This is a genomic window from uncultured Veillonella sp., assembly GCF_934230905.1.
In the GTDB taxonomy this organism is placed as follows: Bacteria; Bacillota; Negativicutes; order Veillonellales; family Veillonellaceae; genus Veillonella.
The window spans coordinates 1-15,262 of record NZ_CAKQFJ010000010.1 but is presented as its reverse complement, the minus strand read 5'-3'; the positions used below and the strand labels follow the sequence as shown (position 1 = coordinate 15,262).

33 protein-coding genes are annotated in these 15,262 nt (G+C 35.1%); 29 read left to right on the top strand and 4 right to left on the bottom strand.

The genetic code is table 11. The features are described from left to right. Window position 1 precedes the first annotated feature (1 nt). A complete protein-coding gene (locus Q0E20_RS04020) occupies window positions 2-298 on the top strand; it encodes a GIY-YIG nuclease family protein (RefSeq protein WP_295996662.1) in 297 nt (98 codons plus the stop codon). A gap of 122 nt (window positions 299-420) precedes the next feature. Here Q0E20_RS04020 and Q0E20_RS04015 read toward each other — a convergent pair whose 3' ends face one another. From Q0E20_RS04015 to Q0E20_RS04000, 4 genes are read right to left on the bottom strand one after another with little or no spacing between them, the layout of a single operon-like run. Next, complete coding sequence (locus Q0E20_RS04015; protein ID WP_295996660.1) at window positions 421-1,476, bottom strand: tyrosine-type recombinase/integrase; 1,056 nt, start codon at window positions 1,474-1,476, stop codon at window positions 421-423. Window positions 1,477-1,484: 8 nt separating this feature from the next. Continuing rightward, the gene (locus Q0E20_RS04010) at window positions 1,485-1,745 is read right to left on the bottom strand and encodes an ImmA/IrrE family metallo-endopeptidase (RefSeq protein WP_295996657.1); all 261 of its coding nucleotides are present in this window, start codon (window positions 1,743-1,745) and stop codon (window positions 1,485-1,487) included. 56 nt (window positions 1,746-1,801) lie between these two features. Next, complete coding sequence (locus Q0E20_RS04005) at window positions 1,802-2,089, bottom strand: hypothetical protein (RefSeq protein ID WP_295996654.1); 288 nt, start codon at window positions 2,087-2,089, stop codon at window positions 1,802-1,804. 5 nt (window positions 2,090-2,094) lie between these two features. After that, the gene (locus tag Q0E20_RS04000; RefSeq protein ID WP_295996651.1) at window positions 2,095-2,475 is read right to left on the bottom strand and encodes a helix-turn-helix domain-containing protein; all 381 of its coding nucleotides are present in this window, start codon (window positions 2,473-2,475) and stop codon (window positions 2,095-2,097) included. A 148-nt stretch (window positions 2,476-2,623) separates the two neighbouring features. Here Q0E20_RS04000 and Q0E20_RS03995 point away from each other — a divergent pair, with 148 nt between their 5' ends. The 28 genes from Q0E20_RS03995 to Q0E20_RS03860 form a co-directional block, all read left to right on the top strand. Next, window positions 2,624-2,824 carry a helix-turn-helix transcriptional regulator gene (locus Q0E20_RS03995; protein ID WP_059361902.1) on the top strand — a complete coding sequence of 67 codons (201 nt, stop codon included), beginning with the start codon at window positions 2,624-2,626 and terminating at the stop codon, window positions 2,822-2,824. Window positions 2,825-2,858: 34 nt separating this feature from the next. Next, complete coding sequence (locus tag Q0E20_RS03990; RefSeq protein WP_295996643.1) at window positions 2,859-3,602, top strand: phage antirepressor KilAC domain-containing protein; 744 nt, start codon at window positions 2,859-2,861, stop codon at window positions 3,600-3,602. Between the two features lies 1 nt (window position 3,603). Further along, window positions 3,604-3,900 carry a helix-turn-helix domain-containing protein gene (locus tag Q0E20_RS03985; RefSeq protein WP_295996640.1) on the top strand — a complete coding sequence of 99 codons (297 nt, stop codon included), beginning with the start codon at window positions 3,604-3,606 and terminating at the stop codon, window positions 3,898-3,900. Continuing rightward, window positions 3,897-4,139: a hypothetical protein gene (locus Q0E20_RS03980; protein WP_295996637.1), complete on the top strand. Its 243-nt coding sequence runs from the start codon at window positions 3,897-3,899 to the stop codon at window positions 4,137-4,139. Before Q0E20_RS03985 ends, Q0E20_RS03980 begins: the two co-directional genes overlap by 4 nt. A 268-nt stretch (window positions 4,140-4,407) precedes the next feature. Next, a complete protein-coding gene (locus tag Q0E20_RS03975; protein WP_295996635.1) occupies window positions 4,408-4,896 on the top strand; it encodes a siphovirus Gp157 family protein in 489 nt (162 codons plus the stop codon). A 7-nt stretch (window positions 4,897-4,903) separates the two neighbouring features. Then, window positions 4,904-5,494: an ERF family protein gene (locus tag Q0E20_RS03970; protein WP_295996631.1), complete on the top strand. Its 591-nt coding sequence runs from the start codon at window positions 4,904-4,906 to the stop codon at window positions 5,492-5,494. After that, window positions 5,491-6,042, top strand: coding sequence for a hypothetical protein (locus Q0E20_RS03965; RefSeq protein WP_295996628.1), 552 nt, complete (start codon window positions 5,491-5,493; stop codon window positions 6,040-6,042). Before Q0E20_RS03970 ends, Q0E20_RS03965 begins: the two co-directional genes overlap by 4 nt. Further along, window positions 6,023-6,313 (top strand): HNH endonuclease, encoded by a 291-nt coding sequence (locus Q0E20_RS03960; RefSeq protein WP_295996625.1) that lies wholly within the window; start codon window positions 6,023-6,025, stop codon window positions 6,311-6,313. The genes Q0E20_RS03965 and Q0E20_RS03960 overlap by 20 nt, the downstream gene beginning before the upstream one ends. Beyond that, window positions 6,291-6,515, top strand: a complete 225-nt coding sequence (locus Q0E20_RS03955) for a hypothetical protein (protein WP_295996620.1) — start codon at window positions 6,291-6,293, stop codon at window positions 6,513-6,515. Before Q0E20_RS03960 ends, Q0E20_RS03955 begins: the two co-directional genes overlap by 23 nt. 3 nt (window positions 6,516-6,518) lie before the next feature. Then, entirely contained in the window at window positions 6,519-7,346 is an 828-nt protein-coding gene (locus Q0E20_RS03950) for a hypothetical protein (RefSeq protein ID WP_295996616.1), read from the top strand. Beyond that, window positions 7,273-7,971, top strand: coding sequence for a hypothetical protein (locus Q0E20_RS03945; protein ID WP_295996614.1), 699 nt, complete (start codon window positions 7,273-7,275; stop codon window positions 7,969-7,971). The genes Q0E20_RS03950 and Q0E20_RS03945 overlap by 74 nt, the downstream gene beginning before the upstream one ends. Further along, entirely contained in the window at window positions 7,972-8,187 is a 216-nt protein-coding gene (locus Q0E20_RS03940) for a hypothetical protein (protein ID WP_295996610.1), read from the top strand. A gap of 125 nt (window positions 8,188-8,312) precedes the next feature. Further along, entirely contained in the window at window positions 8,313-8,702 is a 390-nt protein-coding gene (locus tag Q0E20_RS03935; RefSeq protein ID WP_295996607.1) for a single-stranded DNA-binding protein, read from the top strand. A gap of 10 nt (window positions 8,703-8,712) precedes the next feature. Then, entirely contained in the window at window positions 8,713-8,946 is a 234-nt protein-coding gene (locus Q0E20_RS03930; protein ID WP_295996604.1) for a crAss001_48 related protein, read from the top strand. A 12-nt stretch (window positions 8,947-8,958) separates the two neighbouring features. Next, window positions 8,959-9,372: a hypothetical protein gene (locus Q0E20_RS03925; RefSeq protein ID WP_295996601.1), complete on the top strand. Its 414-nt coding sequence runs from the start codon at window positions 8,959-8,961 to the stop codon at window positions 9,370-9,372. A 228-nt stretch (window positions 9,373-9,600) separates the two neighbouring features. Continuing rightward, window positions 9,601-10,095 carry a hypothetical protein gene (locus tag Q0E20_RS03920; protein ID WP_295996598.1) on the top strand — a complete coding sequence of 165 codons (495 nt, stop codon included), beginning with the start codon at window positions 9,601-9,603 and terminating at the stop codon, window positions 10,093-10,095. Beyond that, window positions 10,076-10,849, top strand: coding sequence for a site-specific DNA-methyltransferase (locus Q0E20_RS03915; protein ID WP_295996595.1), 774 nt, complete (start codon window positions 10,076-10,078; stop codon window positions 10,847-10,849). Before Q0E20_RS03920 ends, Q0E20_RS03915 begins: the two co-directional genes overlap by 20 nt. Window positions 10,850-10,863: 14 nt before the next feature. After that, the gene (locus tag Q0E20_RS03910) at window positions 10,864-11,136 is read left to right on the top strand and encodes a DUF6275 family protein (RefSeq protein ID WP_295996593.1); all 273 of its coding nucleotides are present in this window, start codon (window positions 10,864-10,866) and stop codon (window positions 11,134-11,136) included. Next, a complete protein-coding gene (locus Q0E20_RS03905) occupies window positions 11,127-11,465 on the top strand; it encodes a hypothetical protein (protein ID WP_295996590.1) in 339 nt (112 codons plus the stop codon). The genes Q0E20_RS03910 and Q0E20_RS03905 overlap by 10 nt, the downstream gene beginning before the upstream one ends. Further along, window positions 11,455-11,760, top strand: a complete 306-nt coding sequence (locus tag Q0E20_RS03900; RefSeq protein ID WP_295996586.1) for a hypothetical protein — start codon at window positions 11,455-11,457, stop codon at window positions 11,758-11,760. Before Q0E20_RS03905 ends, Q0E20_RS03900 begins: the two co-directional genes overlap by 11 nt. Beyond that, complete coding sequence (dut, locus tag Q0E20_RS03895; protein WP_295996584.1) at window positions 11,738-12,157, top strand: dUTP diphosphatase; 420 nt, start codon at window positions 11,738-11,740, stop codon at window positions 12,155-12,157. The genes Q0E20_RS03900 and dut overlap by 23 nt, the downstream gene beginning before the upstream one ends. Window positions 12,158-12,198: 41 nt before the next feature. Next, window positions 12,199-12,417 carry a hypothetical protein gene (locus Q0E20_RS03890; RefSeq protein ID WP_295996581.1) on the top strand — a complete coding sequence of 73 codons (219 nt, stop codon included), beginning with the start codon at window positions 12,199-12,201 and terminating at the stop codon, window positions 12,415-12,417. Between the two features lie 226 nt (window positions 12,418-12,643). After that, the gene (locus tag Q0E20_RS03885) at window positions 12,644-12,862 is read left to right on the top strand and encodes a hypothetical protein (RefSeq protein WP_295996578.1); all 219 of its coding nucleotides are present in this window, start codon (window positions 12,644-12,646) and stop codon (window positions 12,860-12,862) included. After that, window positions 12,859-13,251: a hypothetical protein gene (locus Q0E20_RS03880; protein ID WP_295996574.1), complete on the top strand. Its 393-nt coding sequence runs from the start codon at window positions 12,859-12,861 to the stop codon at window positions 13,249-13,251. The genes Q0E20_RS03885 and Q0E20_RS03880 overlap by 4 nt, the downstream gene beginning before the upstream one ends. Before the next feature lie 4 nt (window positions 13,252-13,255). Further along, complete coding sequence (locus Q0E20_RS03875; protein WP_295996570.1) at window positions 13,256-13,426, top strand: hypothetical protein; 171 nt, start codon at window positions 13,256-13,258, stop codon at window positions 13,424-13,426. Window positions 13,427-13,429: 3 nt separating this feature from the next. Then, entirely contained in the window at window positions 13,430-13,906 is a 477-nt protein-coding gene (locus tag Q0E20_RS03870; RefSeq protein WP_295996567.1) for a hypothetical protein, read from the top strand. Window positions 13,907-14,778: 872 nt separating this feature from the next. After that, on the top strand, window positions 14,779-14,979 hold the full coding sequence (locus tag Q0E20_RS03865) for a hypothetical protein (protein ID WP_295996565.1): 201 nt from the start codon (window positions 14,779-14,781) through the stop codon (window positions 14,977-14,979). Next, window positions 14,934-15,262: hypothetical protein (locus tag Q0E20_RS03860; RefSeq protein WP_295996563.1), on the top strand; the 329-nt coding region annotated here is incomplete at its 3' end. The genes Q0E20_RS03865 and Q0E20_RS03860, both read left to right, overlap by 46 nt.

Here is a 15,262-nt window from a genome sequence, read left to right as displayed (position 1 = left end):
GATGGATCATGAACAATTTTTCACGTATATTGTGAGATGTGCTGATGAAAGCTTGTACTGTGGATGGACTACAAATCTAAAAAAACGGTTAGATGCTCATAATGGTGTCATAAAAGGTGGAGCTAAGTATACGAAATGTCGCAGGCCTGTATACTTGGTTTATCATGAAAGCTTTCAAAGTAAACAAGAGGCACAGTCGCGAGAATATGCTATTAAACGACTCAATAGGATACAAAAATTACAGCTTATTGCGTCAGGTGAGAATAGAGAAATTGAACGTATAAATCTATTGAAATAGAGTGTACAAAACATTCAAAACGACCCTTGTTTGTGCTATAATATATTGATATGTTTTATCGGTTAAAAACACCAGTAAATACAAGGTTTATTAACTAATCGTCAATAAATCCGTCAAAAATTCTAGCCGAAAATTTTAGACACACTATCATGTGCCTTTAATCTCATTTCATCGGTATAGTGAATGTACGTGTTAATGACTGTATCAACAGTATCACCTAATAAGGATGCTACTGTTTTTATATCAACACCATTTGCTAATAGCCTTGTAGCGTATGTGTGCCTTAAATCGTGGATAGAAGTATTTGGTAAATAGCGTTTAATCATTACCGATACCGCACCAGTACCGCCAGTTGGATTGTTGAACAGATATAATCCGCTGGTGGTATTTTTATATTCAAGTAGTATATCAATCAGTATTGGCGGTATTGGTATTTTTCTGTAACTGTTTTTTGTTTTTAGATTACGGATCATATATGTACTTTCGCCACTATATGCGAACTGCTTATTCACATCAATAATTGCATTATCTAAATCTATATCATCCCATGTAAGACCTAAGATTTCACCATACCGCATACCAGAATAAGCAGCAATTGAACACACGATATAGTATTTGTAGTTATGACTTTTTAAAGAGGTTAACAAGTGTGTTACATCATCTTCGCTTATAGCATTGATTTTAGCTGTTTGCGTTTTATGTAACCGCTTAATATTCTTACATGGACTATTATTAATAATCCTGTATGGTGATACTGCATAAGCGAATACCTTTGTTATAATCGTTATGCACATATTTTTAGTGGCTATTGACTGTTGCAAATCATTAATCACTTTTCGAATTTGTATTTCAGAAATATCTTTTACTTTCATATTGAATAGCGTGTTGAATTTCTGAAATGCATTGTCATATGCTTTGAACGTAGAGTATACATTTGCTTTGTTTTCATCTGTATATATTCTGTAAAACTCAATAAGTGTAATATCTTTTAGACTATCATCAAGTGGACTGGTGATAGTCTTTTTTAGGTTATCGACTATTTCTTGCCCATACAGTTTAGCATCTCTTTGTGTGGCGAAACCTTGTTTTGATTTTTGTTTCCACTTATAGCCGTCCTTATAGCTGACTATAATCTGATACCCTTTATCTTTTTTTCTGATAGTGAAATTGTATTGCATAATTCACCTCATATGATGTGTGTATAAAAGTTAATACCCTCTACATCGTCCATTTCTCTTGCATGAGCCATACGCTCGATTAAATCAACATTAGCGGTATTGTACATATCGTCATGTATGATATGACCTAATTCGTGTAGTATTCCTTGCCTTTGTATATCTCGTGGCTTATTGCTATTAACTAGGATTGTATATGTTCCGTCATCATTTAGCTTTAATATTGCAATTTGTGTTTTCCGTAGCTTTATATAGATTAAATTAATGTTCATACTATCATCCCCTTATAGGGTTATTGTATGTTATTCAACATGGAATTTTTTACACATTATCTATTTATCCATTTGAAATAAAGGAGCATAAGTAGTGATGTAACCCAAGTTGAAATAGACGAAGTAATTCCTATGCTTAATAAATAATTAGGTTTGTAGTGAATTAAGAATATATTAAATAAAATTGCAATTACTAACCATGGAACAAAAACTCTATATGGCTCTTTTTTCCTTGAATAAAACCAAATAAATATAACTAAAGCAACCAATCCAACTATACCAGCAATAGTAGGATAGCCAATAATATAAGCAATGATTGATACAAAGGATAGAAACAATTCCATACTATCTAACCTCTTTTCTTTAACATTTCAATAGTATTTATTACAAAATCGATATCATCTTTTGACATATCTTTACTAGCATCGAATAGTATACGTAAATCTGGATTGTCTTTAATCGCTTGTGCGTATTCTGAGACAGACGGATCATTGTAGTACTGTTCGTCAGTATCAGATTTATCCTCTATTAAATCTGATTTTTCTACCCCAAAATAGTTAGCTAACTGTTCTATTTTATTCATCCTAGGCATTTTAGTGCCGTTAACCCATGTTGAAACAGTTGATTTGTTTAATCTTAAATCGGCTACTAAATCGGCTTGTGTCTTTTTGTTTCTTGCTAATAAATTACTTAAATTTTTGGCAAATACCTTTTTGTAATCAGAATTCATGATAAACTCCTATTCTTCTCGCCTGTATATTTCTATATTAATACTTAAAGTAGTAAACTTCAATACTATTTTTTAAAAAAGTTTACTTTTAGTATTGACATTCTACTTTGAGTAAACTATACTAATAGCATAAGAAGGGGGTGATAAATTGAAGAGATTGAAAATTTCATTGAAAGCAGCAAGAGTTAATGCAAATCTATCTCAAGAGAATGTGGCAAAGAAAATGAAGAAATCTAAAGTTACAATCAATAATTGGGAGAATGGTAAGACAGAAATCGATTACGGAAATTTAACTGAATTATGTAGATTATATTCAGTAACTATGGATGATATTATTTTGCCTTATTAGTCTACTTTAAGTAGAAAACAGAAAGGGTGAATACATGAGTGAATTACAAATTTTTAAAAACAATCAATTTGGTAATGTACGCATTGTAATGCAAGGACAAGAAGCTTGGTTCGTTGCTAAGGATGTATGTAACTGTCTTGAAATTAACAATTCGAGACAAGCGTTGATCCGATTAGACGATGATGAAAAGAGTAGTGTCATTTTAAATGACGGTACTCCCGGAAATCCAGAAAAATCTGTTGTCAACGAATATGGCTTATATAGTTTAGTACTTTCAAGCAGAAAGCCAGAAGCTAAAGAATTTAAGCGTTGGATTACACATGATGTTATCCCTCAAATACGCAAAACAGGGCAATACGTTGCAGATATACCTCGCACATTGCCAGATGCATTAAGAGCATATGCTAATGAGGTTGAAGAACATAATAAAGCAAAAGCCTTAATCGAAGAACAAAAGCCAAAAGTTTTGTTTGCTGATAGTGTAGCAGCTAGTCATACATCAATATTAGTTGGAGATTTAGCAAAGTTACTTCATCAAAATGGAGTAAAGGATATGGGGCAAAAACGATTGTTTAATTGGTTACGTGAAAATGGATACTTAATAAAGCGTAAGGGTTCTGATTATAACAGTCCTACACAAAAAGCAATGGAAATGGGATTATTTCAAATCAAAGAAACTGTTGTAAGTCATGCTGATGGCCATACATCGGTTAATAAAACTACAAAAGTAACAGGAAAAGGACAACAGTATTTTATTAATAAATTTTTAGGTGAATAAAATGGAGAGCCTAGTATATACGGCTAACCAAGTAGCAGAACTATTTCAAATTTCACTAACCGCAGTGTATGACCTAAGAAATAAAGGCAAGCTAAAGCAACTACCGAATGTAAGCGGTGTAAGGTTTAGTAAAAAAGAGGTTGAAGCACTAGCAGGAGTTGAAAGTGAATACTCGGCTATTGGTTACAGGAAGTTAAAAAACGAAGTAGAACGATTGGAAAAAGAAAACAATCGTTTGAAAAGTGAAATTAAAAAAATCACCAGCCAAATGCTAGTGATAGTAGGAGAGGAATTATGAAAATTTTCATTAATAACAAATTTTTGGAAGCCATTGCTTGTGCTGGTGCAAAAATTCGTGAAGACCACTACGAATATGTAGAAAGCATATTCGATGACATCACACCATATGGTTGGGAGTGTCATTGTGCAGAGGGTCAACGCATGGAAGAGGAAAACACTTCTGATGTACTTCGTAGACATTACGGAAAAGTTGGTTCGCATGATAGAGTATATGGCTTTTGTTACAACCCATTTTAACAGTGATAGGAGAAGAATTATGAAATTGATTTTGTTGATAAGAGCCGTAGCGTTTTTAGCGGTAATCGGAACAGTAGGTTCCGTAGAAATCGATAGAATTGATTTCTATACCGCATTTCTTCAAATTGCACTCAGTTTTTCACTACTGATATTGAGCAACTTTTGGATGAGAGAAATAAAAAAGCACGCTAGGCCGTAGGAAAGCAAGCGTGCTAGTAGAGTGATTTTGCTATTACTCTACTTGTATTTTAACACAAGGAGAAATTGAATGCCAAGTTTATACGAATTGAATAAAGACTATAAAGAATTACAAGCAATGCTTGAAGTAGCTGAAACAGATGAGGATATGGAAGCAATTCAAAATACGTTGGATATGCTTGATTGCAGTATCGATGAAAAAATCGAAAATACTGCAATGTTTATCCGCAATCTAAAAGGCGATATTCAAGCGTTCAAAGATGAAGCGAAACGGATGCAGGCAAAAGCAAAAACGTTGGAAAACATGACTGAACGATTAAAGAACAATATAGATCACGTCATGAAAGAAAACCAACTAACAGAAAAGAAAGTTGGACAATTCAAATGCTACTACAAAGAAAGCGAAACAGTAGAGATTGATAACTTGGATGCATTACCTGTTGAGTTTAGAAAAGTAACAATCGCAGCAGATAAAGTAGCGATTAAGAAAGCAATTAAAGCAGAACAAGAAGTAGCTGGTGCAAGAATTGAAAAGCATCTTAATTTACAGATTGGTTAGGTGAAACATGGAATTTATCGAAAAAATTGTAGCTATTCAGTCAGAATTGAAAGCACCAAAAGGACAATACAACTCCTTTGGTAAATACAACTACCGCAGTTGTGAAGATATTTTAGAGGGAGTTAAACCTTTACTTGCTAAACATGGTTTGGTACTAACCATTCAAGATAGCATCGATTTAATCGGTGATAGGTTCTATGTTAAAGCAACCGCAACTATCACAGATGGAAAAGATGAAATATCAGCAAGTGCATACGCAAGAGAAAGCCTTGATAAAAAAGGTATGGATGCATCGCAAGTAACAGGTGCTACATCCAGTTATGCTAGAAAATATGCACTTAATGGATTGTTAGCAATCGATGATACAAAAGATGCTGACACAATGGACAATAGCAAAAAGCCTGCACAACAAACACAAGAAACTGTATATAACTGGAACTCATTAAAAACTAGAGCCGTACAAGGCGGTATCACTGAAGATGAGCTGGTGCGTTATGTAACAGAAACATTCAAAGTAAGTAAGCCGTCAGAACTAAAACAAGAGCATTACCAACAAGCGTTTAATTGGGTGAATGCTCAAAGGTACGCTAAGCGATGAAATGGAGCGTAAAAGGTATTGAACTGTTACGTTCGCCACTAGGTGTAATGGTAGTAATACCAGCACCACATGACAATGATTTATCGAAAATTTCTACTGATAAAGAATACACAGTAGAGATTAAGAGAAAATCTAAAAGCCGTAGCCTTAACTCAAATAGCTATGCTTGGATTTTATGCCAACGCATAGCAGATGAGTTGGGTAAGAATGCTTATACATCCAAAGAGGATGTATATAGAAAGGCTATCAAAGATTGTGGACATTTTAGTTATGTTCCTGTTCGTGAGGATGCCATAGAAAGATACATTCAAATATGGCAAGGCCACGGATTGGGCTGGCTTGCGGAAGATATAGGTGAGTGCCAAAACCTAAAAGGTTATCACAATATCATGTGCTACCACGGCTCATCGGTATACAACACAAAAGAAATGGCAAGGCTTATTGATTGTCTAACAGATGAATGTCATCAACTAGGTATTCAGCTAGAACCTAGCGAATACATTCAATCACTCATAGAGGGGTGGGATAGTGAACAAAAGAAAACGTGAAGATGAAAAGCTACTAAAACAAAATAGACCTAAAGTGCTTGAACGTGATAATTACTCATGCGTGTTATGTGGCGGTCATGAGGGTGTAATGATACACCACATTGTATTCCGTTCACAGTCAGGCAAAAGCACGATGGATAATCTAGCTTTATTATGTGTTCACTGTCATGTACCTATCGCACATGGAGTAAATGCAAAAGAAGTTAGACAAAAATTACAACAAATAGTTAAAGAAAGGAATGATAGATATGAAAGAAATCAAGGTTATTAAAGCATGGTGTGATAGTCAAATTGAGTATTACGAACAATGGGAAAGCGAAAAAGAATACAACGATGCAACAAATGAACTTAGATTGTTGCATACTTTATCAAAAATGCTAGATAGTGCTATCGAAGAAAACCAAAAACCATCTAACTCGATTGTGTTCCGCGGTAGCAATATCAAATGGGAAACTCCAAATAGTGAGGACTAGCTTATGGCTGAACGAAGAATGATGGCTAAAAGTATTATTAAGTCAGACCAATTTCTGGAAATGCCAATGAGTAGCCAACTGCTATATTTTCATCTTTTGCTAGATGCAGATGATGATGGATTTATTAATGCACCTAAATCTATCATGCGTGTGATAGGTGCTAAAGATGATGATATGAGAGTACTGCAAGCCAAAGGTTACACAATTCCATTCGATAGCGGTGTGATCGTTATTAAACATTGGCGAATGCATAATAGCTTGCGAAAAGACAGGTATAATCCTAATCCGCAACTAGAAAATGAACGTAAGCAGTTAATCCTCAATGATAGAAAAGAATATGAATTAGTAACCACTTGGCAACCAACTGGCAACCAACTGGCAACCAATGGTTACCACAGTATAGGTAAGGATAGTATAGGTAAGGATAGTATAGGTAAGGATAGTATAGGTAAGGATAGTGTATATAGTGGCGAATGTGATATCTCACATTCTAAAAATGCACATTTCAAACCACCAACGCTTGAAGAAGTCAAAGCATACTGCATTAAACGTAACAACAATATTGATGCTGAATACTTTATTGACTTTCAAGAGGCAAGAGGTTGGGTTCTATCTAATGGCAAGAAGATGAAAGATTGGAAAGCCACTATCAGAACTTGGGAGAAAAACAACTTCAACCGAAAGCCTGTAAATAAGAACAGTAAACAAGATGCATTAAATGATATGAGGGATTTAATGAGTGAATATGGGGGTGTAAATGAACAATCAAATGAACCATCAGCAGAAGATACTGGAAGCACTATTGATATTGAGTACAGGTTGGAACACTAGCCCCTCTAAAGAAACAATCAAGTTGTATGTGCATCAATTATCGTATGCTGATCCATTAATTCTACAGCGAGCCATGCTTAATCTGTTGAGTAAATGTAAATTCTTACCATCATTTGCAGAAATAGAGAGTGAGTATAAAGAACTTGATAATTACATCAACGGAAAAGAAGAAATGATGACTGCACAAGAAGCCTATGGGGTAGTCGAAGATGTAGTTAGACTGTATAGCTATGAGCATGGGTTGGAGCATTTAGACGGAATAACAAAACAGGCAGCACAAACAATATGGAGTGCGTTTAACCCTTGGAGTGGTGATTATAATCGTGCTGCTTGTATGTCTCAATTTGTCAGATGCTATGAAGAGTTAGTAAAAAGGAAAAACAAAAACGATGAAAAAGCATCTGAAATCAAGAATGATGGATTGCTTTTAGAAATGAAGATGAAGAAAGAGGAAGAGCGAAAACAAATAGAAGCAGGCAATGCACAAATCAAAATGTTACCGAATGGACATTTAATTGAAACAGTTAAAGAAGAACGTGAGCCTGTAGATTTAAACAAAATACTGGACAATGCTGATATTTCTGAAAAAGGGAAAGCGTTATTAAAACAGGCAATAGGGGGATAGATGAAAGAACGAATTAAACAGTTTGAAGTCAGCGTGAATGTATCATTTGATGTTAGCTTTCAAGTGATGGCAACTAGCGAAGCACAAGCACTGACTAAGTTGGAAAACCTACTTGAAATCATGCGTGATGAGGCAACCGTCGATTGCCACATTCACCCTAGCTACGATGTGTACGTGGATGAAGTAGAAGCAAGACTAAATCATCTTAGTTACTGAAAATTGATTTAAAAGCCCTGTAAGGCGAGTTTGTTTTGCTGACGATAAATCATAAGCAAGAAATGTTACACACACCAAAATAAGGCGGTGTGGTACGTAGAATTAGAAAATAGAGAGGTAGATATATGAATAGTGTTCAACTATTAGGAAATTTAGCACGTGATGCGGAATTGAGATTTACACAAAGTGGGAAAGCGGTGGCAACTTTCACAGTAGCTGCAACTAATACATACGTTGACAGTACAACAAATGAAACAAAAGAACAGACTGCTTTCATCAATTGCGTAGCATGGGGCAAGACAGGGGAAGCCGTTGGCAATTGTAAGAAAGGAGAGCGATTATTCGTAAATGGACGCATTCAAACACGTTCCTATGAGGACAACAACGGACAAAAGAAATATGTAACCGAGGTAGTTGCTGATTTCGTAGGGCGAAAATTAGATGGTGAATTTGATAGTAGTAGTAACTTTGATAATTTTGATACCACAAATCAAGATGAAAACATTCCGTTTTAAGAGGTGAAGAATGAAAGAAGAAACATATCAAGATAGATTTGTAAAAGAATATATTGAATTGAAATGCAGATATAAGAAGTTGCATAAAATGTTAGTCAAATATGATACAAAAACTTTGGAATTTACACCAACTTGCCCTATTGAAATCTTAAAAGAGCAAGCAAAATTGATGCGAAAGTACTTGTATATTTTGGAAGTTAGGGCGGAAATCGAAAAAATTAAATTCCCAGTAACGCTTGATTGAAAGGAAGTAACAATGCTAGTAAAAGACGAAACAAAATATTGCTGGGTTGACAATGGAAGAGCTGGCGAACCGCAAGATAGTATTAAAGATGCAATAGCGGATTATTTAGAATACATCAGTTATTTTGATGATGTTGCTCATAATAGTGATATTGAATGGGTACGTGTTGGACACCCTTATCATTACGTTCCAGAGATTGATAGTGAACGAGTACTTTGGAATTTATTTGAATATGATATGGATGATGACATTAGAGAATGGTCAGACGATTACTTGAACGATGTAAAGAAAGAACATATTGACGAACTAAGCGAAGAACTAACAAAAGTATTCCGAGCATGGGAGAAGAAATATGGGTTCGAAAATAATGCATGGGTGGTTTTTGAAACAAAGAAATACCGCATTAGTGATTACATCGATAAATAGGGAGATAGATATGAAAGCACCATGTAAGGGGTGTACATTCCGAGAAATAGCATGTCATGTTAAATGCCCTATGTATCGGATGTACAAGCGAGAGAAAGAGAAAGAAACAAAATGCAACGCTAAACATAGCGATGTATCAGATTATGTAAGGGGTAACGTGATTAAAATTAGACATAAGATGAGGAAAGTAAAATATGGGTGTGAAGTACGTGATTAGGAGATGCGTATATGGACGAAAAAGATATTCAATATGTTCTTGGTAGACATTTATTTCGTAAAAAAATATGCATACCAAACGTGAGTATGTATTGCCCAGGAAGAACTGAATATGAAGCAGATTTCGTATATTTTGATTTGAAAACACAATACCTAACAGAAGTTGAAATCAAAACAAACATTCATGACTTCAGACGTGATTTTAAAAAGAAACGATACCATGACTGTAAGAATGTAAAGTACTTGTATTATGCAATGCCAAGAAGTTTGTATGAAGAGAATAGAAACGAGATCAATTTTTTTCGTAATGGTGCAGGTTTAATCTTGATTGATGAAATTGATACCGATGATTTCAGAGGCAATATATACGAGTTTGGTGGATTTGTAAAACGTGCTAAGCCGAGAAAAGAGGCATATCCGTTGAGTGATAAAGAATTGATGTATTACTTGCGAATCGGCTGCATGAAATGGGTGAATAGAGGTAACGATGAAAGTAGAATTGTTTAATGATAATTTTCAAAATTTCAAACGATATGGAATACCAAAGGCACAATTGGTAATTGCTGACATTCCATATAATCTAGGGAATAATGCATATGCAAGTAATCCTATGTGGTATGTAGGGGGGGATAACAAGAATGGCGAAAGTAAGAAAGCTGGTAAAGCGTTCTTTAATTCTGATTACAATTTCAATATTGCAGAATATTTTCACTTTTGCAATCGGTTATTGAAGAAAGAGCCTAAAGAAAGGGGCCAAGCACCATGCATGATTGTGTTTTGTTCATTTCAACAAATGCCAATGGTAATTGAATATGCACAAAAGCATGGATTTAAAAATTACATTCCTATCACATTCAACAAGAATTATAGCGCACAAGTGCTAAAAGCCAATATGCGTATAGTTGGGGCTACTGAATATGCGTTAATTCTATATCGTGAAAAGTTGCCTAAATTCAATAACAACAAAAAAATGATATTTGATCACTTTGAATGGAAACGTGATAACAAGAATATCATTCCTAATATCCACCCAACGCAAAAGCCAATTAGCGTGCTTAAACGATTGATAGAAATATTCACAGATGAGGGCGATGTTGTGATTGACCCTGTAGCTGGTAGCGGTAGTACGTTAAGGGCGGCGATGGAACTCGGAAGAAGTGCATACGGATTTGAAATTGATAGAAAGATGTATGCTAAAGCGAAAGATGAAATGTTGAGCGATGTTAAAGTACAAACAAATTTAATGGAATTTGCAGAATAAAAAGAGAGGTAAAGATGAACGAAATTCAAGAAAAAGCAATCAATGCAGCAAGAACAGTATTATTTAATGAGTTAGGTTATAACGCTAATGAATTAGCACTTATGGATATGTATGTAGTGTGGTTTTGTAAAACATTACAAAATTGGAAAGCATTGGTAAGCGGTGTAAATATCAAAGAGTATATCGAGGTTACATATAACGGGGATAAGGGAGAAACGTATGTTGATGTGTATTGGAAAGCGTGTAATCGTTGCTTAAAAGATGGCGGTGATGAAGATTGCCAATAAACAGTAAGCAGAAAGGAGCAAGGGGCGAACGTGAATTTGCTAGTCTATGCAAGGAACATGGATTTAATGTAAGGCGAACGCAACAATATTGTGGAAACACAGGTGATGCCAGCGATTGTGTTGGACTACCTAATATTCATATCGAAGTAAAGCGTGTGCAAGCATTAAATATCGACAAAGCAATGGCACAAGCAATTCACGATAGCGAACATAAGAACGTGATGCCAATCGTGGCACACAGAAAGAATAATGCTAAATGGTTAATCACCATGAGGGCAGATGATTGGTTTGAAATGTACAAAGAAAGTGGATTGAGTAATGGCAGTTAATACAGCAACATATGGTATCCCGCACAATTGCAAGAACTGGTTGGCACTTGCATCTGTGGTGTGGGGAAACCTAGACATAAGCGAAGCTATACATATTGTTACTGACAAAGGCAGGGGATTACCTACCAAAAGAAGCATACAAGATGAATTTGCATTGACTGATAAGGTTATTGAACTTTGTAAGCAAGGGATGACAAATCGTCAAATTATGGCCACATTAAATATAACTAGAAACAAAGTGAAAAGAGCGAAGAATTGGGGAGAATGGAATAATGTTAGTGAAACTATTAAATGAATACGCACAACTACCGACAAGGGGAAGTAAAGATGCAGCGGGATTAGACCTATATTGCCCGTTCCATATCAAAGTACCAGCGGATAGTCAAAAGAAAATACCTCTAGGAATAGCAGTAGAAATTCCTAAAGGCCATATGGGGCTATTGGTACCACGTAGCAGTATGAGCAAAACACCACTACGATGTGCAAATAGCGTGGGGATTATAGATGCAGATTATAGAGGTGAATTAAGCATTGCCTATGAAAACATATCTTGTAGCGATTACATGATATTTAGAGGTGATCGCATCGCACAATTAATCATCGTACCAATCGCAGTAGTGGATGTAGAAGAAGCACAAACACTCAGTGAAACAGAACGTGGCGATGGTGGATATGGTAGTACTGGTAAATAAAAAGACAGTAGATAGACAGTAAGTTAAATAATTGAAAGTTGGTGAATGATATGTGTACACCGATAGGAACATATACAGGCAATGTAGACAAGTTACAAACAAGAATAAAAGACTTCAAAGCGATGGCTAATAGGGATGCAAAAGCTAATAGATATGGAATTAGGTTTATGCAAGAACTGCTTTTCAATGCCATCATAGGTGTATCGCTAGTAGCTTTGATATTTGGATTTGTAATTTTAATTAAAGTGTTGATTGGATAAGGTATAGGCGGTGAAATATCCGCCTTATCATAAGAAGTTAGGTTATAGCTGATATGTAAGCAAAAGGATATGGATTTGAGGAACATTAGGAATAAACAATATCGAAGAGCGTTTGGTTGATGCGTGATTATTTAAGTTACTATGAATTAACAGCCCTGGATGGTGGCGACTTTTGGGATTGGTGGTTTAGTTAAAATTAATGAAAAGTGAAACAAGGAGATAACAAATGTTAGGGTATAGTGGATACGTTGTACATTCTGATTATTTTATAGACATACACGAAACAAAAGAAAGTGCTATTGAATTTCTTAAAAAGCTAGCTTATGAAAGCGATGAAAAGCGGTTTATTGTTGGAATAACTGTAAAAAAGAATGGAGAAATGACATTGGAATTTCCAGAGTTGTATCAATATAGCGGAACAAGAAAGAAGTGGTTTAGAGTATGAATGACAAACAATTTACAGATAATTTTTTTAAAACTATGTATGAATTAGGATATAGAAAAGCGGAAATTGAAAAAGGATATATATTTTTCTACGAAAAGCCGGTAACGTTGGATACGTGGGTTCCTAGAATTCCGACAAAATGTACTTGTTTTACAGATGAACCTCAATGTATTGATATTGCAGAATATCTAGGTGTTGTTGACTGGAGCAAAGTAAAGGTTGATACACCTGTATTAGTTAGCCTTAATGATGAATCATGGTTTTGTAGATATTTTGCTGGTTTCAAAAATGGTATTGTTTATACATGGAGCGGTGGGGCAACATCATGGAGTGTTCGTGAAAGAGAACATAAGGATGCATGGGGGTTCGCAAAACTAGCAGAGGTATAAACATATGGCTGAAAATTTAATTACAATTGGAATGATGTTAGTTGCTTTTCCAGTTTTAGCGGTTATTTTAAGTGATACATTTGAGAATGGATGCGTAGAAATATCAATAGCACAAGTGATAGTCGGTATTGTGTTAATTATTGTTGGAATAGGTGCTATGTTAGGTGGTGAGTAATATTTGAGCGAACTATCAAAGGAAGAAAAGAGATTAATAAATAGTGCTAAGGAATATTTAAAACCTTTGAAAACAGTAGATAAAGACCTTGAGTTAATGGCTATGGAAATAAAGCAATTACAAAGCAATATAACAACGATCAGTGCAATCGATTACTCTAAAGATAGGGTAAGCGGTGGCGGTGTTCCTTGTGGTTTAGAAAGTAGTGTGGCGAGGTTTGTTGATACTGAAAAAGAGCAACGCAGACGGATTGATGAATTAACAGAATACAAATGCGATGCAGTAGATTTGCTTACTAAGTTAGAAGCAGGTATAGGTGGTAAAATGCTGAGGGCTGAATACCTATTGGGTATGACTGCACAACAAGCGTGTTCAATGTATAAAGGAATGTTTGAAGAAAGACAGGCTAAACGATATAGAGATGAAGCATTTATAGAGGTGGCTAAAAAGATGACATCAAATGTCATGAAATGTCAGTAATTGTCAGTGTTCATAGCTAAAAACATATAGTAGAATATAAGGTGTAAGGTTACAGATGAGCAGTAGCCTTGCAACCTTCAAAGGCACGTGCGGATGCAGGCACGACATAAAACTAAATAGCAATAGAGGTGTGGAACTTATTTACATTTATTTTAATTAGAAAGATTGTGAATTTGTTAAATTATCATTGGAAAAACCATACATTATATATTATATTGCCCACACCTCACATATTGCATCTTGTAAACTAATACCGCATATTATCCTTTCCAATATTGCATAACAACCATGTTTCATGAAATAAATCCTTAGGCTAAATATACATAAACTATCAGCGGTATTAGTTTAGATGGTGTAATTGCATATTGAAAACTAAAGCTATATATGTTCCATTAAGAACCGAGTAATGTACGTGAGTTAGAAAAGGGTAGCTAATCATGATTACAATTCATATGCTCGTGTTGGTGAATAGCCAACTATATAACTTTGGTTTTGAGTATGCAATCATTATTGAAAACTGCAACCGATGAAGCACAAAGTGCTAATAATAGTAACTGTGTATAGTCAACAGTTGCGGTTTTGAATAATTATTACACTACAAATGAATAAAACTATCACGTAATGAGGTATATCCACGGCGATATATCTCATTTTTTGCATAAAGTTATCAAAAAGGGAGAAATGATGACTGATATTATGTGTTGTAAGAGCAAATGCTTAAACAACAAGAAAGGGAAATGTACTGCCAATGTCATTGAATATGATGGGTTATGTCAAACGTACATCACACAGGGGAACGCAAGAAAAAGTGCATGCGGATTGTGTGTTAGATCTAATGGGAAATTAAAACGGAAAGGCGGTGAGGTACTAAGATGATTAAAGCGATTAAACAATTCATTAAGGATAGAGCCTTATTTAAACAGGCAGCACAAGATTTAGACAATAAAGACTTACAAGCAAAAGCAAAATATGCGTTTGAACATCGTGAAGATAATATGTTAAGCATTATTGATTGCCTAGCCATTGTATGCGGTGTATTGATTATAGTCGGAATTGTGTGGTGCTTGATGTGAATTATCAACCAACGATAAAGAAATTACTTAAAGCATTACAAATGAACGGCAGGCGGTATGTAGTTGATGTAAGGCAATCATGGAGCAAATACGATAAGCCTTGCAAAGTATATATCGTCAATCGGATGTACACAGAGGAAGAGTACAAACTGACATTTCCTCACAAGTACAAAAAAGGTAAGACCTTTAAACCTAAACAACTCTATAAGAAAGAAAGTGAGTATAGCAGTACTAAGCAACATGAAGTACTGCTATTTTTAGTTAAGACATATAAAGGTGGTGA